21 protein-coding genes are annotated in these 22,457 nt (G+C 42.5%); 8 read left to right on the top strand and 13 right to left on the bottom strand.

Features of this window, described 5'->3' with window-relative positions:
- Positions 1-51: 51 nt before the first annotated feature.
- The 5 genes from Q7P33_RS14315 to Q7P33_RS14295 form a co-directional block, all read right to left on the bottom strand.
- Positions 52-735, bottom strand: a complete 684-nt coding sequence (locus tag Q7P33_RS14315; RefSeq protein ID WP_303871350.1) for a peptidoglycan-binding protein — start codon at positions 733-735, stop codon at positions 52-54.
- Positions 728-1,465 (bottom strand): YebC/PmpR family DNA-binding transcriptional regulator, encoded by a 738-nt coding sequence (locus Q7P33_RS14310; protein WP_303871349.1) that lies wholly within the window; start codon positions 1,463-1,465, stop codon positions 728-730. The genes Q7P33_RS14315 and Q7P33_RS14310 overlap by 8 nt, the downstream gene beginning before the upstream one ends.
- A gap of 82 nt (positions 1,466-1,547) precedes the next feature.
- Positions 1,548-2,351 carry a GTP pyrophosphokinase family protein gene (locus tag Q7P33_RS14305; protein WP_303871348.1) on the bottom strand — a complete coding sequence of 268 codons (804 nt, stop codon included), beginning with the start codon at positions 2,349-2,351 and terminating at the stop codon, positions 1,548-1,550.
- A gap of 5 nt (positions 2,352-2,356) precedes the next feature.
- Positions 2,357-3,292, bottom strand: a complete 936-nt coding sequence (locus tag Q7P33_RS14300; RefSeq protein ID WP_303871347.1) for a TIGR01212 family radical SAM protein — start codon at positions 3,290-3,292, stop codon at positions 2,357-2,359.
- 72 nt (positions 3,293-3,364) lie between these two features.
- The gene (locus tag Q7P33_RS14295) at positions 3,365-3,775 is read right to left on the bottom strand and encodes a hypothetical protein (protein WP_303871346.1); all 411 of its coding nucleotides are present in this window, start codon (positions 3,773-3,775) and stop codon (positions 3,365-3,367) included.
- A 139-nt stretch (positions 3,776-3,914) separates the two neighbouring features.
- Here Q7P33_RS14295 and Q7P33_RS14290 point away from each other — a divergent pair, with 139 nt between their 5' ends.
- The 3 genes from Q7P33_RS14290 (at position 3,915) to Q7P33_RS14280 (ending at position 6,913) form a co-directional block, all read left to right on the top strand.
- Positions 3,915-4,697, top strand: a complete 783-nt coding sequence (locus tag Q7P33_RS14290) for a PP2C family protein-serine/threonine phosphatase (RefSeq protein ID WP_303871344.1) — start codon at positions 3,915-3,917, stop codon at positions 4,695-4,697.
- 93 nt (positions 4,698-4,790) lie between these two features.
- A complete protein-coding gene (locus Q7P33_RS14285; protein WP_303871343.1) occupies positions 4,791-5,927 on the top strand; it encodes a glycosyltransferase in 1,137 nt (378 codons plus the stop codon).
- Between the two features lie 140 nt (positions 5,928-6,067).
- Positions 6,068-6,913, top strand: coding sequence for a DegV family protein (locus Q7P33_RS14280; RefSeq protein ID WP_303871341.1), 846 nt, complete (start codon positions 6,068-6,070; stop codon positions 6,911-6,913).
- A gap of 82 nt (positions 6,914-6,995) precedes the next feature.
- Here the strand turns inward: Q7P33_RS14280 and Q7P33_RS14275 are convergent, their stop codons facing one another.
- Both Q7P33_RS14275 and leuS read right to left on the bottom strand, forming a co-directional pair.
- On the bottom strand, positions 6,996-7,460 hold the full coding sequence (locus tag Q7P33_RS14275; protein WP_303871339.1) for an RNase H family protein: 465 nt from the start codon (positions 7,458-7,460) through the stop codon (positions 6,996-6,998).
- A 5-nt stretch (positions 7,461-7,465) separates the two neighbouring features.
- A complete protein-coding gene (gene leuS / locus Q7P33_RS14270; RefSeq protein WP_303871337.1) occupies positions 7,466-9,877 on the bottom strand; it encodes a leucine--tRNA ligase in 2,412 nt (803 codons plus the stop codon).
- A 299-nt stretch (positions 9,878-10,176) separates the two neighbouring features.
- Here leuS and Q7P33_RS14265 point away from each other — a divergent pair, with 299 nt between their 5' ends.
- A complete protein-coding gene (locus tag Q7P33_RS14265; protein ID WP_303871336.1) occupies positions 10,177-11,295 on the top strand; it encodes an alanine/ornithine racemase family PLP-dependent enzyme in 1,119 nt (372 codons plus the stop codon).
- 32 nt (positions 11,296-11,327) lie between these two features.
- Positions 11,328-12,446, top strand: coding sequence for an Ldh family oxidoreductase (locus Q7P33_RS14260; RefSeq protein WP_303871334.1), 1,119 nt, complete (start codon positions 11,328-11,330; stop codon positions 12,444-12,446).
- Positions 12,447-12,517: 71 nt separating this feature from the next.
- On the opposite strand, the gene rbr is transcribed toward Q7P33_RS14260, so the two are convergent.
- The 3 genes from rbr to Q7P33_RS14245 form a co-directional block, all read right to left on the bottom strand.
- Positions 12,518-13,114, bottom strand: coding sequence for a rubrerythrin (gene rbr, locus Q7P33_RS14255; RefSeq protein ID WP_303871332.1), 597 nt, complete (start codon positions 13,112-13,114; stop codon positions 12,518-12,520).
- Between the two features lie 73 nt (positions 13,115-13,187).
- Positions 13,188-14,969 carry a hypothetical protein gene (locus tag Q7P33_RS14250; protein ID WP_303871331.1) on the bottom strand — a complete coding sequence of 594 codons (1,782 nt, stop codon included), beginning with the start codon at positions 14,967-14,969 and terminating at the stop codon, positions 13,188-13,190.
- A 9-nt stretch (positions 14,970-14,978) separates the two neighbouring features.
- A complete protein-coding gene (locus Q7P33_RS14245; protein ID WP_303871330.1) occupies positions 14,979-15,632 on the bottom strand; it encodes an HAD hydrolase-like protein in 654 nt (217 codons plus the stop codon).
- Between the two features lie 236 nt (positions 15,633-15,868).
- On the opposite strand from Q7P33_RS14245, the gene Q7P33_RS14240 reads away from it, so the two are divergent.
- Together Q7P33_RS14240 and Q7P33_RS14235 are read left to right on the top strand one after the other, a co-directional pair.
- Positions 15,869-16,426: a LemA family protein gene (locus Q7P33_RS14240; protein WP_250935702.1), complete on the top strand. Its 558-nt coding sequence runs from the start codon at positions 15,869-15,871 to the stop codon at positions 16,424-16,426.
- 94 nt (positions 16,427-16,520) lie between these two features.
- A complete protein-coding gene (locus Q7P33_RS14235; protein ID WP_303871328.1) occupies positions 16,521-18,446 on the top strand; it encodes a DUF2207 domain-containing protein in 1,926 nt (641 codons plus the stop codon).
- 85 nt (positions 18,447-18,531) lie between these two features.
- On the opposite strand, the gene Q7P33_RS14230 is transcribed toward Q7P33_RS14235, so the two are convergent.
- The 3 genes from Q7P33_RS14230 to Q7P33_RS14220 all read right to left on the bottom strand — a co-directional run bounded on the left by Q7P33_RS14230 (position 18,532) and on the right by Q7P33_RS14220 (position 21,149).
- Positions 18,532-19,464: a sugar-binding transcriptional regulator gene (locus Q7P33_RS14230; RefSeq protein ID WP_303871326.1), complete on the bottom strand. Its 933-nt coding sequence runs from the start codon at positions 19,462-19,464 to the stop codon at positions 18,532-18,534.
- Positions 19,465-19,578: 114 nt separating this feature from the next.
- On the bottom strand, positions 19,579-20,439 hold the full coding sequence (locus tag Q7P33_RS14225; RefSeq protein ID WP_303871324.1) for a sensor histidine kinase: 861 nt from the start codon (positions 20,437-20,439) through the stop codon (positions 19,579-19,581).
- A complete protein-coding gene (locus Q7P33_RS14220; RefSeq protein ID WP_303871322.1) occupies positions 20,436-21,149 on the bottom strand; it encodes a LytTR family DNA-binding domain-containing protein in 714 nt (237 codons plus the stop codon). Before Q7P33_RS14220 ends, Q7P33_RS14225 begins: the two co-directional genes overlap by 4 nt.
- Positions 21,150-21,424: 275 nt before the next feature.
- Here Q7P33_RS14220 and Q7P33_RS14215 point away from each other — a divergent pair, with 275 nt between their 5' ends.
- The gene (locus tag Q7P33_RS14215) at positions 21,425-22,423 is read left to right on the top strand and encodes a dihydroxyacetone kinase subunit DhaK (RefSeq protein WP_303871320.1); all 999 of its coding nucleotides are present in this window, start codon (positions 21,425-21,427) and stop codon (positions 22,421-22,423) included.
- Positions 22,424-22,457 lie beyond the last annotated feature (34 nt).

Below are 22,457 nucleotides of genomic sequence, written 5' to 3'. Positions count from 1 at the left end.
AAACGAACAAAGCCGCCACTTCTGACGGCTTTATGATGATCCTATTAAATTTTATCTTAATGCATCCAGTGCTTTGATGGTTTTAGCATCAATTTTTCCAGTTTCGGTAAGCCCATTAGCTTTTTGGAAAGCTTTCACCGCCGCCTCAGTAGCGTCATCAAAAGTTCCCGTGGCTGACTCGGCGGCCAGATATTTCTGGGCGACTAAAATTTGCTGGTAAGTTTGCAGTACTTTTCCACTGTCACCTTTTTCAAATTTAACGTCTTCGGCAACCAATGAGATAATGGTAGAGCGATCAAGCTTTCCGGTTTGCTCCAGCCCCTTCATCGCCTGATAGGTTTTAATAGCCGTCTGAACCTCTTCTGTGAGTTCACTGGAGGGTTGGCTGATCAAAAAACCCAATGAATATAAAATCTGCTGATATTCAAGAATCTCTTCGTTTTTATCACCCAATGAGTATTCGGTTATCACAATTGTAGTCCCATCATCGGTTTTGAGCTCAGTGGTCTTATCCGTTGTATCTGTTTCTCCGTTATTGATGGTCAGCATTTTGGGTTCCATCCCGACGGCAATGGAATAAACATCTGAAATTCCTTTTTCAGTCATTGTTAACTGATCCGCTGCCGAATAGACATCCTCAATCACAAAAGATGAGGTTAAAAAAATCAGAAAAATGGTTATCACGATATAAAGAACAACATCTTTAAAACGTTTGAACGGGGTATTTTTATTCATCTTCCTCACCTGTCCAGTTGTGCCAAACTGCCTGAACATCTTCGTTATCATCAAACATATCGATCATTTTTAACATTTTTTTAATTTCTGTAGCATCAGTGAGTTCGACTTCGGTGGATGGAACCATTGCAATCTCAGCTGAAGCCAATTCGTAGCCTTCCTGTTTCAGGGCATCACATACTTGGCCAAAATCCACCGGCTCGGTGCTGATTTCATAGCCTTCTTCAGCGGTTTCAATATCTTCAGCACCCGCATCGAGGGCCAGCATCATCAGCGCCTCTTCATCCAGACCATCGGCCTTTTCAATCATGATCTGGCCTTTTTTGGTAAACAGGAAGCCCACACACCCACTGGTACCGAGATTCCCACCATTTTTATCAAAGGCATGACGAACATCGCCAGCGGTTCGGTTTTTGTTGTCAGTCAAGGTTTCAACAATCACCGCCACACCGCCAGGACCGTAACCTTCGTAGATAATTTCTTCATAGACACTACCCTGTAATTCACCAGCGCCTTTTTTGATCGCCCGGTCAATGTTGTCATTGGGCATATTTGCAGCCTTCGCTTTTGCAATGGCTTCTTTTAATTTTGCATTCATATCCGGATCACTGCCACCCTCACGGGATGCCACCGCAATATATTTTGCTAACTTGGTAAAAATTTGACCACGTTTCGCATCTGCTTTTCCTTTTTTGTGTTTAATAGTCGACCATTTTGAATGTCCAGACATCGACAACCTCCTCGTTTATATATGTTTTACAAAGTGTTATTATAACATACTGTTCTTTTTTAACAAGCATGTTTTTTGATTCTTAAACCTCAGACTCGATCTTATTGACTTCCGATTCCAATTCTTTTCGTAATAAGATCAGTTGAATAATATCCTCCTGAGCAAACAGGTCATCAAATATTTTTTCATAGTGGGATGCCTTATCGCCATGATTGAGTTTGTATAAATGCCCGATATTGTCAAGAATGCTGGTAACCAAACTGGATTTAAGACCAAACAGACGCTGGGCACTTTGGATCTCCTCACGGATCGATGACATTTCCCGATCAACATCATTGACCGCATTAGCCGCATTAATTAGCCGCATTTTAATGGCTTCGGGGATGTTTTCCTTGTATTTATAGTTTAAGGAATGTTCAATGATCGACCAGAAGTTCATCGCCAGGGTGCGAATCTGGATTTCCACCAAGATCGACTGTTTACCGGACACACAAAAAACCGGGTAACGAATGATCAGATGATAGCTTTTATAGCCACTTGGTTTGGCTTCGCTCAGATAATCCTTTACCTTGACAACTTCCATATCACAATTGGTCCGTTTCCGGATCAGCTCGACAACCTCGTAAATATCTTCTTCAAACTGGCACATAATCCGAATGCCGGCGATATCCTGAATGGTTTCTTCCAGGGCTTCAATATCTACCCCATAATTATGTATTTTTTCCAGAATACTGGCAACACTCTTAACCCGGCCGTAAACCGACTCAATCGGTGAATATTCGCCAATTTTCTCGTATTGCTCTTTTAAACTTGTGAATTTTAAAACGATCTCATCCACTGCCTGATGATAAGGGATGAGAAATTCTTGCCAATATTTTGTTCCCAAGGACTTTACCTCTTTTTATTGATCCCAGAGAATTTTCGTCCCTGGTAATTGTTTTCCTGCTTCATGTGAGCATCAAGCTCATCTTTAATTTTCCACCAACTGGTATTCCAGTTGGTAATAACAGAGTCCTCTTTTGGCACCCGGCCAATTAGCCGTTGCACCACAATTTGGGGATCGAGATACTCCAAAAACAAAATTCCCCGGGTGATATAGTCATCCTTCGAGAGAAGTGTCAGCTTTTTTTGATGGTACCATTGTTCCAGTAGCGTGTCTTTTTCAATGTATAAGCTATGACACTTGACAAAATCCGTTTTCTTGCGGGACAAAAGCTTCGCACCATTGATCACATCAGCTTCGCTATCCCAGGGAAGATCCAAAATCATATGGGTACAGGTTAACAGACCCGCTGCTTTAATCCGATCGATGGCCTGTTCGTAATCAGCCAGTGTATGGCCCCGTTTAATGATTTTCAGGGTTTCTTCATTGACACTTTGTAATCCCAACTCGATCGTTACCTCAACGCCTTGTTCGGTTTTAACTGTTTCCAGAAAGCTAAGCTGCTCGTCGGTAATGCAATCCGGCCGGGTTGAAACCGAAATCTCCACCACATCCGGACGAAGCGCTTCGATCATCCATTTTTTAAAGTCAGAGAATTCACAATAGGTGTTTGAAAAGCTCTGAAAGTAGGCAATGAACTTTTTGGCGTGATAGCGTTTGCCAATATAGGCAATGTTTTTTTTCAGCTGTTCACTGACGGACAGTTGATCAGACAGGGTTTCGTTGCCCCCACCCTTGGCACCACAATACACACAGCCACCGCTCCCCCGGGTACCGTCACGGTTGGGGCATGTCACCGGAATATTGATCGGTATCTTGTAAACTTTTTCGCCATAGCGTTCTTTAAGCCAAATCGAATAGGTATTATATCGATAGTCTGTCATGGGTTTTATTTATTTCCTCATAAGATTAAACAGACGAACCGTTTTATTACTAATCAGGTTCGTCTGAAACGTTTATATTAATTTAGTGACACATTCTGGCAGTTCTTCTTTTTCGCAGCTTAAGCTGAGAACGAATTTTATATCATGTTTTTCTGTAAGTTCTTGAATTTTTTGAACGATTTTACAAATGTCCTCTGATGACTGATAATCAATCAATCGTAAGGTGTTATCAATAAAAATAATTTTCACATCATAATTCTCTGCAATAACCCCGCTAATGAAGCCAAAAAGCTGATCTGTTCCTACGATGCCAAACTCCTCCAGGTTTGTGAATCTGATTTTAGTATCTACTTTTACTCGATATTTGTCTCTGTCATTAAGAAAAATGATATCCCCTTCACAGGTCTCCAGCGCAGTGTTTGCCATGTCAATCATTTTTTTTGTTTTGCCGCTTCCTTTTGAACCGTATACAAATTCAATCATTTTAGACACCTCATTTCATATTGATAACTTCATTATAAGGGTAAGTATCAATAATTTCAATCATTTTTAAAGAAATCAGCATAACATTTCAAAATAATGTGCTATAATAAAAAAAATTGAACCTTATGGAGGTCACCGTTTGAATACCTCAGATCACTATGAATCGCTTGTGTCACTTTTTGATAAACAATTACAATTTGCTCAAAACCTACAAAAGAAGATTATTCCGTCCCCAGGCTCATTTGTGTCCGATCACTATCATTTTTATAGTTATTTGAAACCCTTTCGCAAAGTCGGCGGAGATTTCTATGATTTTCATTTTATGGATGATGGCAAGATCAGTCTTTTAATCGCCGATGCCACCGGTCACGGTATCGATGCGGCAATGATTACCAGCATGATCAAACTCAGCTATTCCTATTCCATGAAAGACAATCGCATCAACCAGTCTCCCAGCCTGGTTTTAAAGCAGATCGAGTCCGATATCAGTCAGCAAATGGACAACACCTTTTTTACCGCCATCGCTCTGGTTTTAGATCCCAGCGAAGAAGCTTTATTTTTTGCCAACGCCGGACATCCCGATGCTGTGCTTTTAAAAGCCAATCACAAGATCGAGCTGCTTAAACCCAACCTGCCGATGCTGGGATTACAGCAATTTATGAAAACCATGCACTATTTTGATATGCGTCTTCATTTTTCTCGAAACGATAAACTATTGCTCTTTACCGACGGTCTCGTCGATGCCAAAAACCCGGAGCGGGAAGAATTCTCGATGGACCGGATCATCTCAGTGGTCAAGCAAAACCCAGATCTACCGATCAACCTCCTGGGCGGCCATATCATTGATGCCTGTGCCAAATTTAAACAGGGTCAACTCCCGTCCGATGATGTCTGCATTTTAGGAATCGAGGTCGATGACTAGTTTTCTAATGGAAATCTAATCCTTTCTGACTAAACTAACGATATACGTTATTTGGAGATTTTCGCCAAAAATCTCATGAAAGGACGGATTACCATGTTAGAACCTAAACGAATATTAATTTTAACCTGCTCCCACGGGTCGGGCCATAAAATGGTAGCCCAAACCCTTAAAGAAAGTTTTGAAGCCCGGGGGCATCTTGTCTCGGTTGAGGATCTGTTTGATAAAACCAATCCTACTCTCAACCGGATGATCGAAAAATCCTATCTGCTTTCCTATTCGATTGGCAGCAGCTTTTATGAACGGGTTTATTATGATGTCGAAGAATATGCGCATAATAAACTGATGTATAACCTCTGGAATTTTACCAGCAAAGCCTTATTAAAAATGGTTGATGCATTTAAACCGGACTGCATTATCAACACTTATGGCTATACCATCTCTGCAATTCTTAAAAAGGATAATTACCCCCATATCAAGCTTTTTACCGTGGTCACTGACTTTTGCATTCCTAAACCCTGGATTCATCAGGAAACCGATCGTTATTATGTTGCCTGCGAAAACGTTGAAGAGACGCTGATCTGTGAGGGCATTCCCCGGGAAAGAATTATAAAAACCGGGATTCCCATCCGGGACGCTTTCTATGCCCGGGAAAACCGTCAGGCCATCCTAAAAAAATATAATCTCGACCCCCATAAAAAAATCCTGATCATTTTTGCCGGAACCTATGGGGTACTGAAAAACATCAAAGAAATTTGTCAACGAACTGATCGGATGAATAATCTCCAGACCATTGTCATTTGCGGCAAAAATCAACATCTCCAACGGGAACTTGAAATGGAAAGCCTTCAAAATACACGGATCTTCGGTTTTGTTCCGGATATTCATGAATTCTATACGGTTGGTGATCTGATGGTCACCAAACCGGGCGGTATCACCCTGAGTGAGGTGGTTACCAAAAAAATTCCGGTGATTCTTTATAACCCTACCCCTGGTCAAGAAGGCGAAAACGCCCTTTGGTTTAAACGGCAGGGAGCCGCAGTTGTTGCCAATAATTTTAACGAACTGATCCTTGCCATTGATGCACTCAAGGAAAACGAAATCAAGCGTTTTTCAATAAAAAACAGTCTGGGTAAAATTTACTATGGTCAGGCGGCCAACCTGATCACTCAGGATGTTCTAACCCAGTTAACACTCACAGGCAGTGTTCCCTATCTGACAGAATCCATTTAAACTAACGAAAGCTCTTTTTAAGCATATTCGTTTACCATTGGCTTGTTTACTGACAGCTGAATGTGAACTTTAGCTGTTTCACTGATCAGCATCGTAAAGATAAATCTCAAAAGATAAATGATTGAAAAGAGGAATTAAATGTGAAACCACGAATAATCAGTGATAGCTCATGTGATTTGCCTAAAGATTTTCTGGAAAAGGACGGGATTGATTTTTCGCTGGTTCCTTTAAAAATTATCGTTGGCAATCACGAATTCATCGATGATGAAACCCTCAACCCCAAGGAGCTGATTGCCGCAATGAAGGCTGAAAAAACAGCAACCTCTTCGTCATGCCCCTCCCCCGAGGATTTTGCGGCTGAACTGCGAAAAAATAAGGAAAGTTATGTGATTACAATGACTTCTGGATTAAGCGGCACCTACAACAGTGCCCGGGTTGCTAAAAATATGGTTCTTGAAGAAGATGATTCCCTGAAAATCAGCCTCTTTGATACCCACGCCACCTCTCCGGTAATGATTTTAATGGTGATGAAACTCCGGGATCTGATCAAAAGTGGCGACATGGATTTTGACACCATTAGTGAAAAATTATCCCTTTATCTGGAGACCCTGAATCTACGGTTTTTACTTCAAGATCTTTCTAATTTGGTCAAGAGCGGCCGTATGAATCGGGTGGCAGGTGCCGTAGCTTCCGCACTCTCAATCATGCCGATTTTCAGATCTGATGACAAAGGCGAAATTCAGCTCGTCACAAAAGCCCGAGGCATCAAAAAAGCGCTGTCTGGTCTTGCCAGCATGGTTGAAGAAAAGATCAAGACCCAACCGCAGTTTCCGGTGGTCATTACCCATTGTAATAATCTCAGCCAAGCCGAAATTCTTAAGGATCTGCTGGAAAAACGCTTTGATCTCAAAGAAATTTACATCTTTCCAATGCACGGCTTAACCACCTACTATTCCAACGATAAAGGCCTGTTGATGGCTTTTTAATAAACGCTAAAAAACCGCATAAATAAAGGACTTAAACCAGATTTTGGTTTAAGTCCTTTTCGTTTGAGCTAAATTATTAGCATTATTCCGTCAACTGGTACTCATCCATGGCCTGGTTTACGAGTAAATCAGCCCGGTTGTTATATGGGTTATCAGCATGGCCTTTAACTTTGTGAAAAATCACTTTGTGACGGTTGACCAGCTGATCCAATTCGATCCAGATTTCCCGGTTTTTTAATGCTCCGGCTTTACCCCGGGTCCAGTTTTTGGCTTTCCAAGCGCCAATCCAGTTCTGCAGATAGGCATTGACAACATAGGCCGAGTCACTGTAGATATGAACCTCACAAGACTCCTTTAATAGTTTCAGGCCTTCAATCACCGCCAACAATTCCATCTGATTGTTGGTGGTGTTTTCATAAGCCCGGCGATATTCTTTGGTCACGTTCTTTTCGGGATAAATCAGCACACCGCCAATGGCACCTAGATTCTCACCTTCTTTGCCATTACCCCGACATCCACCATCGGTATAGAGATGAATCACTTTCATCGTTGCTATTTTACCACAATGTTGAAAATTTTTCCAGGAACGTAAATCTCTTTAACGAAAGTCTTACCCTGGGTATAAGCCTGGATGTTTTCCTGAGCCAGAGCAATCGCCTTGGCCGCCTCTTTATCGGCTGCCACTGGAATGGTAATTGTGCCCCGAACCTTGCCATTGATCTGGACAGCCATTTCAATGACATCATCTACAGTTTTGGCTTCATCATATTGAGGCCAGGCAGCATCATCAAGGGTTCCCCCCATGGCCATATTCTGCCAGATTTCGGATGTGATATGGGGCGCTACCGGGTAAAGCAATTGCAGAAAGGTCTTAAAGGCGTCCCGGGTAATTGAACCTTCCCGGTTGAATTCATTAAGTAAGGTCATCAACGCCGCAATGGCAGTGTTGTATTTCATTTCTTCATAGTCATCGCTGACTTTTTTAATGGTTTTATGAATGGATGATTCCAATGCCTGGCCATAGCCCGCTTCATCAGTGACAATCTCCTGAAGCTTCCAAACCCGATCGAGGAAGCGGCGGCAGCCTTTCGCACCGTTATCAGACCAGGGCGCCGCTTTTTCATAATCCCCAATAAACATAATATAGGTTCTTAGAGTATCGGCCCCAAATTCCTCAATGATGACATTGGGGTTGACCACATTGCCCTTGGATTTGGACATTTTTTCTCCATCGTTGCCAAGAATCAGCCCCTGAGCTGTTCGTTTGGCATAGGGTTCCCGCACCGGTACACAGCCAATGTCAAACAAAAACTGATGCCAGAAGCGTGAATAGAGTAGATGTCTGGTGACGTGTTCCATCCCGCCGTTATACCAGTCTACTGGCATCCAGTATTTCAATTTTTCCGGCGAAGCAAAGGCTTGATCATTTTTGTTATCAAAATAACGTAGGAAATACCAACTGGAGCCAGCCCACTGGGGCATGGTATCTGTTTCCCGTTCAGCCGCTCCACCACATTGAGGACAAGTGGTCTGATACCACTCCGGAATATTGGCCAGTGGTGACTTACCGGTATCGGTGGGAGTATAGCTTTCCACCATCGGCAATTCAAGCGGTAATTGATCTTCGGGCACCGGTACCATCCCACATTTGGGACAATGAATAATCGGAATCGGTTCGCCCCAATAACGCTGACGGTTAAAAGCCCAGTCCTTCATTTTGTAATTGATGGTACGTTTACCCAATTTCTCATGCTCCAGGAAGTCGATGGTTTTCTGGATCGCCTCCTTAACTTCCAACCCGTTTAAAAAGCCGGAGTTGACCATTTCGCCGGAATCGGTATTAGTGTATGCGGCTTCGCTGACGTCGCCGCCCTTGATGACTTCAATAATCGGCAGCTTAAATTTTCTGGCAAAATCCCAGTCTCTTGTATCATGGCCAGGTACGGCCATGATTGCACCGGTACCGTAGCCCATCATGACATAGTCGGCGATAAAAATTGGAATCTCAGTGTTGGTCACCGGATTGATCGCCTGGATGCCCAAAATCCGTACCCCGGTTTTATCCTTAGCCAGCTGTACCCGCTCAAATTCAGTTTTGCGTTTGGCCTGTTCCTGATAATCGACCAGTTCATCCACATTTGTTATTGCTTCAGACAGTTCGTTTATCAGTGGATGTTCAGGTGCAATAACCATAAAGGTGGCACCAAACAGGGTATCTGGCCGGGTGGTAAAAACCCGCAGCGCTTTGTCATAACCGGCGATGGTAAAATCAACTTCGGCACCCACTGATTTGCCAATCCAGTTTTCCTGTTCGAGGCGGATCCGCGGCAGATAATTAACGTCATCCAAACCTTTTAGCAATTCTTCAGCATAGTTTCTGATTTTTAAAAACCAGACGTCTTTTTCCAGTTGTACTACTTCGCTGCCGCAGCGATCACATTTACCATCCCGGAAATCTTCATTGGCCAGCACCACCTTACAACCATTGCAGAAATTGACATAGGTTCGATCCCTGAAAGCCAGGCCATGTTTAAATAGCTGTAAAAAGATCCATTGGGTCCATTTATAATACTTCGGATCAGTGGTATCAATCTCTTTATCCCAGTCAAAGGCATAACCGATCCGCTTTAACTGATTGGTAAAAACGGCAATGTTTTCATCAGTAACTTCCCGGGGATGACGCCCGGTTTGGATGGCATAGTTTTCAGTCGGTAAGCCAAAGGCATCCCAGCCAATTGGAAAGAGGACGTTAAAACCTTCCATCCGTCGTTTTCGGGCAATCACTTCCAGGGATGTGTAGGCACGTACGTGTCCAACGTGAAGCCCGACACCAGAGGGATAGGGAAATTCAACCAGTCCGTAAAATTTTTCCTTATCTGAGTTTTCTTCCATCCGAAAGGTTTCATTTTCTTCCCAATGCTTCTGCCAGCGCTCTTCTATTCTTTTATGTTCGTATGTTGACATATTTCCTCCGTTTGCTCGCCTGCCTGTTTCTCCCTGCTTAAATCAGAACAACAGTAAGCTTTTATTATTTTTGACAACCCATTCAACAGCCAAATAAACCATCTATTAAAAGGAACAAATCCTTTTTTAATCCGCCGCTGCGAAAAAAAAATCCGCTCCCCCGAAAAGGGACGAACTTTTTCCGGTCTCCTAATGATCTTCAACCTTCATTATAAATAAGGGCGGAACCGCTGTCAATCATTTGTGCTTTTTTTTCGCTTATGATATACTGAACACCAGAATACTGCAAAGGAGCATTTATGTATCCCTTACTTAAAATCAATAAGAAAAAAATAGTTGAAAATACGCAAGCCGTTATCCAGCGCACCACTAAATTAGGTGTCGCTGTCACTGCTGTCACCAAATGTACCGGCGGCAACCTGGAAATTGCCCAGGCTTTTCTGGACGGAGGCGCTACTACAATCGGTGATTCCCGGATAAAAAACCTAAAAAATCTGGCCCCACTCCCCTGTGAAAAATGGCTGATCCGGGTGCCGATGCCCAGTGAAGTTAATCATGCCGTCGCCTACGCGACGCTATCTTTAAACAGCGAAATAACAACTATCCGGCTGTTAAACCAGGCAGCCCGTGCGCAAGGCAAAATCCATGGCGTTCTCTACATGCTTGATCTTGGTGATTTACGAGAAGGTCTATTTATCGGAGACGGAAACCCTGCTAAGCCAGAAATGAACGACTTAATCACAACCGCTTTTGCGAAGCTGGATCAGGATATCGAAGAAATTGCTGCGATGAAAAATATCAAGCTCCGTGGCATTGCCACCAATGCAACCTGCGTCGGTGCCACCATCCCTACTCCCCAAACCTTTGGGGCTTTTTTTAAGGTTAAATCCCGGATCGAAGATAAATATCAGCTTCCCTGTGAGATCATCTCCGGCGGGAATTCCAGCGCCTATTATCTGGTCGATAATCAAACGCTTCCTGGTGAAATCAACAACCTGCGTCTGGGTGATGTGATCCTCTTTGGCCGGGAGTCGGCCTATTATCACTGCTATGATTACCTTCATCAGGATGCCTTCATTCTGGATGTGGAGATTCTTGAGCTTCAGGATAAACCCACCTACCCTGTCGGTGAAATCGGACGCAATGCCTTCGGCGAAATCCCCGCTTTTGAGGATAAAGGAATCCGTCGCCGAGCCATCTGCGGTCTGGGCCGCCAGGACACCGATACTGACCATATTTTTCCCCTCTTGCCGGAATTGACGATTGAAGGTTCCAGCTCCGATCATCTGGTTATCGACGTCACTGATGCCAAAACCACCTATCAGGTCGGCGACATCATCAGCCTGCGCTGCGACTACGTCGGAGCGCTTCACGCCGCTACCTCTTCTTATGTTGATAAAATTGTTATCACTCAATAAATATATTGCAAATTAGACAAGGAGAATTATTAATGAAAGACGAAACCACCTACCGCATCCCCTTCGACATTCTGGAAGCATTCATGACCGACGCCTTAAAAGGGATCGGCGTACCTGAAGACGACGCCAAGATCTGTGCCGACATCCTGATTACCTCCGATAAACGGGGAATTGACTCTCATGGCATCGGCCGTTTAAAACCAATCTATTACGACCGGATCAAGCAAGGCATTCAAAATCCAGTGACAGAATTTGAAGTCATCAAAGAAACGTTTACCACCGCTGTCATTGATGGTCACGATGGCATGGGCCATGTCATTGCTAAAAAAGCCATGCAGATGGCGATTGATAAAGCCAAGGTCTACGGCATGGGAATGACTGTCGTCCGGAACTCCACCCATTATGGTTTTGCCGGCTACTATCCGCTAATGGCCATCGAAAATAATATGATCGGGATGACCGGCACCAATGCCCGCCCATCGATTGCACCAACCTTTGGAGTTGAAAACATGCTGGGCACCAACCCGATTACTGTAGGGGTACCCAGTGATGAGCCCTTCCCGTTTGTACTGGACTGTGCCACCTCGGTTTCCCAGCGGGGCAAAATTGAAGTTTATGACCGCGAAAACAAAGATCTCCCGGATGGCTGGGTTATCGACCGTCAAGGACGCAGCCGCACCGATACCAAACAGATCCTGATTGATTTAGTCAAAGGTGAGGCGGCTCTGACGCCGTTGGGCGGCATCGGCGAAGACACCGGCGGTTATAAGGGTTATGGTTATGCCACCTTCGTGGAAATCCTTTCGGCGGCTCTACAGAGCGGCTCGTTCTTGAAAGGCCTACTCGGTTTTGACGCTAACGGCAAGGCGCAACCCTATCATCTTGGCCATTTCTTTATTGCAATAAACATTGAAAATTTTACCGAACCGGAATCCTTTAAAAAAATTACTGGCGATATCTTAAGAGACCTGCGGGCCTCAGAAAAAATGCCCGGTCAGGAACGGATCTATACCGCCGGTGAAAAGGAATATGAAGCATGGCTCGATCGCAAAGACAAAGGCACCCCGGTAAATGAAGCACTGATTAAAGACATTTTGGATATTAAAGCCGAACTGGGACTGGAACAATACCACTTCCCATTTGAAAAATAACAAAAGCTTTTTAAAGAAACCAAAAAGAAACGGATTTGACCCCGTTTCTTTTTGGTTTTACGATTATATTTTTAATATGTTTCGACAAACAATTCAAAATAGGCTTGAGCATGTTTGCAGGCTGGACAAAGATCAGGCGCTTCGGCACCTTCATAAATATAGCCACAATTACCGCATTTCCATTTGACATCACTGAAGCGTTTAAAGGTACGACCCAGCTCAATATTGGCTGCCAGTTTCAGATAACGGGTTTCATGGGCTTTTTCAGCTACACAAACCTGGAGCCAGGTTTCAGCTATTTCATCAAAGCCTTCCTGCTTGGCGATTTCCGCAAATTTCGGATAAAGTTCATTCCATTCCTCATTTTCACCGGAAGCTGCATGCAATAAATTGTTTTTGGTATCCCCCAGAGCTACCGGAAAAGTAGCACTCACCGGAATTTCAACCGCATTGCCTAATGTGTATTCATTGGCCGCAATGTGTTTGTAGAACAACTCACCATGTTCTTTTTCATTGTTGGCTGTTTCTGTGAAGATCTCGCTGATCTGAACATAACCTTCTTTTTTTGCGATGGATGCAAAATACGTATAACGCATTCTTGCCTGCGATTCACCAACAAAAGATGTCATTAAATTAACTAACGTCTGTGTTCCTTGTAATTTACCCATTTTTTCCTCCCTTATAATGATTATAAACTTACTCTAATTATATACCAGATTTTGTAAAAATAAAACATCTAAATTATTCCGATTTATTTAGTTTATCAATAAATTGAATCAGTGCCTGGGCAGCCTGGAACGGTCCATTCTGTTCATAGTTGGGAATCCCCAGCTGGGTTCGGATCATCCCGATTTGCACACCGGTTTCCTGCATTTTTTTAAATGTTTTCTTGGCAATTTTTTCATGCTCTTCTTTTAACTGCACCGCCCCAAAGGGGTTGGCAAAGTAGGTTGTCGTAATCCCCACTTCTCCAGTGGTACCCTTGGCCATCCGTTTGCCCTCAGAAAAGACTGCATAGGCCTGATCCAGATCGTCAAACAGTTCGATTGGAGGCGTGGTCTCACTGATTTCTTCATAGTTGTTAATGTAAAAAACAAAGTCCACCCGGGTGGATTTCGAAATTTCTTCATAGGACATCTGCGGCACAATAACACGGGCATTAACAATGTTGGGATTCATAAAGATACTACGATCCATGGTACTGTAGGCGTACCCCGGCTGTAGGTCATCGAGTCGCACAAAGGCGCCTATTTCGGTGCCTATGGCCATCAGCTCACCTTCTTTACTAAAGTGAAGGGAACCCATATCATCGATCAGAATATCAAAGTCACATGCTAATTCTTTCGGGAGCTTGTTGATGGCTTCCAGCGTTTCTGATTTACCGGCCCCACTATCACCAATCAGCATGATGTTGGCCGATTTCTGCCCGCCAACCCGAATCTTGGCAAAGGCACCATGAACCGGCATTGCTTTTTTCTCAATTTGAATGATATTATGGAGTGTCAACATCATTTTTTTCATATAACCAAAGTAATCAATCTCAGCAGTGTCAGGCAAGAGCCCATAATATACATCATCTTCTTTGGCGACAAAGCCCAATTTTTCATCATCCTCAAAAAGCGCTCCGTCCAACCCAAAAAATACCACCGCATCTGGTTTTTGTTTAGTAAATTCTTCTGGAGTAGCCATTTCAAACAGATTAAACAAGCCTGCTCCGAGAGCTAAGAATTCTTTTTGAACATAAACAATCGACAATAAGCGGCCGACCTTTACCGGGATGGCGAACCATTCATCGCAATCCAGGTAGAATTTTTGCAGAATTCGTTTATCCTTTACCGGAAAAATCCCATCACGCTTACTGGATTGCGTATAAAAAATCACCGGTGGCTCAAAAATCGCCTCCCAGACAAAGGGGACATTATACAATGAATCATTTTTGCTCTTAACTCCCCGGTCAAACTCAAATTTGTCTGTTAGAAAAGCTACCTGAGCACCACTGGGCAACTGCCGATAAATACTGACGCTTTTTCCGGTAACATTGAAGTGGATATTGCGATAAAGATCCAGCACCATTTTTTTGAAGGCGTCATTGTTGGATGCCAGAGAATAAGCTTTGGATCGTTTGGTATTTTCATCCGGGCTATACGCATCGGTTTTAATCATAAAACGTTGAATACTGCGCCAGTAGTTGTAAAATCCTTCCAAAAATCCCAAAAATAGCTGGGAATATTCTTCATATGTAAATTGGATATCAAAATATCCGGAATGGATAATCTCATCAAGCGAATTAATATTCAGCAGATAAACAAAATCAATGAAGGCTGTTTTATTAAACTCGCCCTTGTCATTTTTAAAGGGCTCCAGTGTTTGCAACAGATAGGACTTTTTTACAGTCAGTTCATCGATAAATGTCGTTACCAATTTTTTAAACAAAGTAGACTTGATAATCTGGCCAAAATTGGTGAATTTGAGATCGCCCTTTATTAAAGCTGTCCGTTCCAAGTTAAGATTTTTTGATTCCATGATTTCCTCCTAGATATTTACTATCTCCAATAGTTCGATAATACTGCTAGCCAGATGCGTGGCTCCAGCCTGTCGTAGTTCCTCGTCACTGCCGCATCCGTAAGTCACACCGACTGAATCAATTCCGACCTCTCTGGCACCAATAATATCGAAATGACGATCGCCGACCATTAATGCATTGGCGAAATCAGTAACCCCATTATCCTCCAACAGACTGGTAATAATTTCTTTTTTATTGCTACGGGTGCCGTCATTGTACGTGCCGTAAACCCGACTGACTGAAATGTCAAGCTTCAAGCTCTCAACAATTTTCCGGGCGTTGGTTTCGTTTTTGGTTGTTGCCACACCTAAAAAAAGACCTTTTTGATGAAGTGTCTGAATGGTTTCTTTGACGCCGTGATAAAGCTGTGCCTGATACATCTGTCCGTTCCCAACATATTCTTCCAGATAAAAATCGTAGCCGATTCTTGCTTCTGCCAGCGAAAAACCATAAACTTCCTGCAAAGTCTTCAGCATCGGCGGGCCAATTAATGGCTCAATATTGGAAATTTCCGGATTGGGAACATTCATTTTTTTTAAGGCGTACTCCATTGAACGACGGATTGTATCTTTTGAATCGATAAGCGTGCCATCAAGATCGAACAGTATATGCGAATAGTTCATTTTTTCTCCTTGTATACTTCTTAATCACCTATCCAAAGTTTTTGTTAATATTAATTATAATATAGAAGCGATTATCCAACAAGGCAAAAATCTACTCTTAACTGGATTAATTGGTTTAGGACCAGTAATATTTCTCGCTTTTTTAAAAACTGAAAGTAACCCTTAATTATATTGTGACCCTTATTGTGACGTGATATAATAATATCAGTAAAATTGTTTAAGGAGGATTATAAAAAATGATTGCTATTCCAATTATTCTCGGTCTTATTGTGATCATCGGCCTATGGCTTATTTTATCACGAAATAGCTTTGTCAGTATTAAAAACCAGGTAGAAGAAGCCTTTTCCACCATGGATGTTTATCTTAAAAAGAGATATGATCTGATTCCCAATCTGGTCGAAACAGTTAAAGGTTATGCCACCCATGAGTCAGAAACTTTTACCAAGGTAACAGCAGCCCGAACGGCCGCCATGAATTCAACCAGCATCGACGAAAAAATTGCCAATGAAAATGCGTTATCCGGCTCCCTGAAAAGCCTTTTCGCAGTGGCTGAAGCTTATCCCCAGTTGCAGGCAAACAGCAATTTTCTGGATTTACAACAACAGTTAAAAATGCTGGAAGATGAAATTGCCAACTCACGAAAATACTATAATGCCGTTGTCCGCACCATGAACACCAAGGTTGAATCCTTCCCCAGTAATCTGGTGGCCAGTATCTTTGGATTCAAAAAGCAACCCTTCTTTGAAGTTGGGTCTGCTTCCGAACGGGAAAACGTCCAGGTTAAATTTAACTGATTTCGATCTGAGTCATCGGGATATCTATTTATATAACAAAAATAGACGGCGCTGTTACAGTGCCGTCTATACAAATATTTGGGAGGTAAACCATGTGAAAAAGCAACGCAAACCAATCATTCTTACACTTCTTGGCTTTCTTCTTTTAGGAATTCTTTTTCCCGGAAGCACCTTTGCCCAGGAATATTTTGATATCAACCAATATGATGTTACCATGAACGTTTTGGAAAACCATGCCTATCAGGTTCAGGAAAACATCACTGTCACCTTTACAGAGCCCCGCCACGGTATCTATCGCTATATTCCTTATAGCGGAACATTCTATCGGGAGATAAACGGACAGCCGGTAGAAACATCCTACAATGCCCGGCTAACGGATGTTACTGTGGATAATTTTAATTATGAGACCTCCACTGAAAATGGCAATGTCGTGATTCAAATTGGGGATGCCGACAAATATGTCAACGGTACCCAAACGTATCCGATTTCCTATGTCTGGAATCCCGGCGATGATAAAATTGACAGTATGGATGATGTGTACTTTAACATTATTCCCCAGAATTGGGATACCAGCATTGAAAACGCTCATTTCAAAATCATCATGCCAAAGCCCTTTGATCCAACTCAAGTAGAATTTATCTCCGGCGGCTACGGCAGCACCATCACCGATGCCGTTGATTTTACCGTCACCGGGAACACCATCGAAGGCACTTTAAACCGGCCCCTTTCCAATTATCAAGGTGTCACCCTTAAAATCAATCTGCCAAACGGATATTTTGTCGGCGCATTTACAGGCGATGAGTTCATCCCTATTATGTATATTGTTTTTGGCCTGTCCCTGCTTGGCGGTGCCTTGATCTGGCTATTCACAGGCCGGGATAAAAAGCCAGTCGAAACCGTAGAATTCTATCCACCACAGAATTTTACCCCCTCCCAAATTGGTTTTATTATTGATGGTACCCTGGATAAACCAGAGGTTATGTCTCTGCTTATGTATTGGGCCGATAAGGGTTACATGACCATTGAACAGGTTGACAAGAAAAAGTTCATCTTCCATAAGGTTAAAAATCTGCCTGATAACGCTGAAGATTTTGAGCATACCTTGTTCAATAATATTTTTGATCAAAAAGACAGTTTTTCAACCGTCAGTGTTCCAGCCAGTTTTTACGACACCATCGTGGCCACTAAAGAACAGATTAAAAGCTATTTTGAGCTCCCTGATCATCAAATCTTTACTCCGGCTTCAAAAATCGGGCTGGCGGTCATCAGTATTTTTATGACACTACCGCTTTTAGCTTATGTCATTAACGGCGCCTATAAACTGGGCATGCTGACCTCTTTTTTTGAAGGTCTGATTTTTGTCGGAATCGTCTCCTGTTTTGCTGCTGCTCCCACGATTGTTGGCGCTAATATTATCACCTCTGCCCTGCGCAATCGCAAGGGCGTAGCCCGAAAAAAAACAGTGGGTCGCCTGATCCTAGGAATTGTAATCCTTTTTGTAGCGGTACTTCTGTTACTCGTTGTTAATTTTCTGTTGGAATACAATACGCTTCTTCCGGCACTGTTAGCATTAGGCGCTACCTTTGGCACCAGCTTTTTTCAGATTATCGCTACCCAGCGGACGGAAATTGGTCGATTATGGTTGGGACAGGTACTCGGCTTTAAGAACTTTATTGAGAAAGCCGAAAAAGACCGAATTCTGGCCCTGGTCAATGAAAACCCCCAGTATTTTTTTAATATTTTACCCTACGCCTATGTATTGGGGGTAACCGATAAATGGGCCAAAAATTTTGAGTCGATTGCCATTGAGCAGCCCAACTGGTATTATGGGACTACATACGGCAATAATTTTACCTCAGTATTATTCGTATCAAGTTTAATGCGAAGCATGAACACGATCACATCCGATATTATTGTTCCGCCCAACTCTGGATCCGGAGGATTTGGCAGTGGCGGCTTCTCCGGAGGCGGTGGTTTCTCCGGTGGCGGTGGCGGTGGCGGTGGCGGTGGTAGCTGGTAAGCCCCTTTCCGATATCAAATACCACCAATATAATATCATGCTTTAAAAAAGCCGGAGCATATCAAAGTGCTCCGGCTTTTTTGTACTAAACGTTTTTGGGCTCATCCATTTGTTTGATTACGTCACTTGCCACTGCTTCAGTGATCACCAAGTGCTTAACGTATCCTGTTTTCAATCCACTGATTACTGAAAAAACATTGGCTTCCTGGGGTACAAAACCAATCACATCGCGTACTCGGGCCAATAAATCAAGCGGTATCTGGATCGCATAATCGTCATCACTCTGAATCTGTTCCCCCTGGAGATTAAAAAAATACGAAAGCAAACAACCCATCGCTTTTTCATCAACCAGTTTTTTTCCAAAGCGCATTGCCGACCCATGATCCGGTACGGAAGGATAGCTTCCCAAGGTTATAAACGCCGTCGTAAGTCGTCTCCAATAGTCCTCGACTTGTTTAAACGCTTCCGACTCCATCGCTTCCAGTTGTTCCTCTACCGTAGCAGGGATTGCCGGACAACTAAGATACTCCCCGTGATAGCCGGTTTTATCGGCAAGTTCTTTGACCAGTTCGTCAGGATGATATCCTTGTTGCGGTGCTGTTATGGCGCCAATTAATGGGCAAATTATTCCAACACTGACCCCTCCCTGTTTTTGCTGGGGTAAAACAGAAATTACTTTGTTGGTATTATAACCCCAACCCAGCCCCAACAGCTTCGCTTTGGGTAAGAATTCCAGTAAAACTTCAGCACCCGTCTGATAAAGATCCTCCGGGAGCGAGACCACGTGACAGCTTTTCAGATTAAAACGATCACACAACTCATTGCCGAGTCCTTTAATCGTGCGATAGTAGGACAAGACATCAATTTTTACAATGCCTGCTTTTCTGGCTTTATTCAGCAGGTAGCTGACCGCAGGTCGGGATATCGCCAGTTCGTTGGCAATCTCCGACTGGGTTTTATTCTGCTCATAATACAATTGAGCGACATGGATTAAACGGGACAATTCTTTTTCTTTCAACAAACCACCTCAACCTAATGCTTTAAATGCTTGTATAATATATCGCATCCACTCGCTTTTGTCAATTTTACAAACACCATATTTCACTGTTTGTATGGTTTTGATCAGAGTGCACTAATCCAGTGGAATTAGAATTGTGCATTTAAATCGGTCATCAAGAATTTGATAAACCATGTTCCCTCCGTAACTTTTCAACACATGTTTAACATTGGAAATCCCGTATCCATAATGATCTGCATCATTCCGTTTGCTACTTACAATATTGTTTCCTGATTTTTGAATCGTTTTTTCATCAACTGTGTTTTCGATGTCAATCAATAAGCTCTCCCGCTTATAATACATATTAAACTTGATTATTTTCTCCTGATTCAGTCGTGTATCTCGCATACACCCCTCAATGGCATTGTCAAGGAGATTTCCCAGAATGATGGACAAATCAATGCTGTTAATTTTCAGTTTTTCCGGAATGGCGATGTAGTGCAGAAAATTAATTTGATGATCAGTAGCAACCTTAATCTTATAATTCAGTAACGCATCCACCACATGATTTCCTGATCGATTAAGATCAGCAGAATTTTGGAGTCGTTCGTAAAATTGCCGCAAATAATCTTCAATTTCATCACTGGCATGATTTTTGATCAAATACTCCATCGTGATCAGATGGTTATTCATATCGTGCCACAATCCGCGTACTTCGTGGTTCTTTTCGAGCATTTCTTTGTAATGCTTCTGTTGTAGTTCCAATTGAGCATTGGCATTTTTATATTGATTGATTTTTTCCGATTCGTGCCCAAGAACATTTAAGATCACAAAAACAACGACGTTAATGTAAATCAAAGCCCCCAGAGAAACAATTCCCAACAGATGCCTGTTATCAGCATGAACATCAATAAAATAAAGATTCAAACCGATAATGAAACTGATTAACGGAATACTAAAGAGCATCATATTCCGAATGATTAATGAAGCTTTCATTCCATCAATCCTGCCATATACCTGGTAAAAGCATCATATACTTTCTGATTTCGTTTGGAACTAATCGGAATCATTATGCCATTTTTCAAAATGGCAGTTTTAGTTTTGATGCTCTTGACATTCTTCAGATGTATAATATAAGATCGATGGCACAAGACAAATCGCAACGAATCCAATTCTTTTTCCAGTGCTGAAATCGTATAATAATATTCATACTCAGAATCAAAGGTTGTTACTTTGATCTTTCGTCCGAGACTCTCAAAATATAGAATCTCATCACATTTTATAAATACGCGTTCGTTATTTATTTCGATTTCATGAAAATTATTCTTTGACTGCCTGATGTCATGCTCGAGTTTCTTCAAAATCTGAAACACCTTTTCTTCCGGCAACGGCTTTAATAAAAAATCACTGGCATTAACCGAATAGCCTTGGATGGCATATTCAATTAATGAGGTCGTTATAATGATCCGCACCGTCGCATTGGTTTTTCTGATTTCATTAGCAACATCTATACCATCCTCGTTATCCAGCCGCATATCAAGAAAAATAATGTCAAATTTTATGCCCGCACGATTTGCTTCAACGAGTTCAAAGCCATGCTCAAATGTGGTCAAACAATACTCTGTTTCAAATGGATACCGTCCAATTAAGTCTACCAGAATTTTTTTATGTTGTTCCTCATCTTCACAAACCGCAATTTTCAGCATTTTTTCACCTTTTTCTATCCATAGTCTTATATTAATTAATTAATATATTATATCTTATAACTGTCCGGGTTACAATCTTTTACGTTCATTTAAACCATAGTTTTGATTTTGGTGACATCAAATTTAGTTTTCATGACATCGATATTGTTTTAATCAACAATATTTGCTAATATTTTATCAATCAAAAATTGTTTAGATTTTAGCATATCCCAGTATATTATAACACTATCAATCTCAAGAAAACTCAATCCAAACGCTAAAAAAGGAACCCTGTCATGAATCTGAAAAAATTTATCAATAAACCGGAGAATATCACCTCAGAATTACTGGAAGGTCTGGCTCTTGCCAATCCCTTTCTGCTTGAGGTCAAGCCCAACAATCTTGTAGTCAGCAAGGCCCTTAAAATAGCCAATCGTGTTACCATTGTAGCCTTGGGAGGATCGGGTAATGAGCCGGCTTTGGAAGGTTTTGTTGGTGATGGGATGATTGATGTTGCTGTTGTTGGTGATGTTTTCGCAGCGCCGGGGTATAAGGCTGTCCTCGAGGCCCTTCAGCTTGCCGACAAGGGTAAAGGAATTCTTTTAGTTGTATTAAATCATGCTGCCGACATGCTGGTCGGAACCCGTACCATGGAAGAAGCTTATAGAGCTGGTTTGAAGGTATCGATGGTTGTCACCCGTGAAGACGTAGCCTATGCTCCCCGCTGTGATGCCGACAGACGCCGTGGTCTGGTGGGCTGTGTGCCTCTTTATAAAATTGTCGGTGCTGCCGCTGCTCAGGGAAAAGCGCTCCATGAGATCACTGCTATCGCGCAGGATTTTGCCGATAATATGGCAACCATTGCAGTGGCCAATAAAACTGCGACCCATCCGCAAAACGGCTCTGCTTTTGCAATACTCGGCACCGATGAAATGGAAATTGGGATGGGCCAACATGGCGAAGGTGGCGGTGGTCGTCACAAAATGAAAACAGCCGATGAAACGGCCATCCTGATGACAGATTTGCTGATTGATGATTTAAGACTTCGAGCTGGTGAAGAAATCATGGTCATTGTTAATGGCACGGGTGCCACCACCGTTATGGAAATGTTGATTATTTTCAGATGTGTACACAAGTATTTGAGTGCAAAGGGTATCCGGATCGTGGCTAATTGGGTTGAAGAAGTGCTGACTGTTCAGGAACAAGCAGGCTTTCAATTATTTTTTGCCCGCATGAATGACCAGTATCTCGAATATTGGAATGCGCCGGCACGAACGCCATATCTCGTGCGATAATCGGTTTTTTCACTACTATATCTGGCCAACATAT

The sequence above is a fragment of the Acetobacterium wieringae genome, assembly GCF_026646375.1.
Taxonomy (GTDB): domain Bacteria; phylum Bacillota; class Clostridia; order Eubacteriales; family Eubacteriaceae; genus Acetobacterium; species Acetobacterium wieringae_A.
Note: the sequence above shows the minus strand (reverse complement) of the source record. Positions and strands in the feature narration are given on the sequence as shown.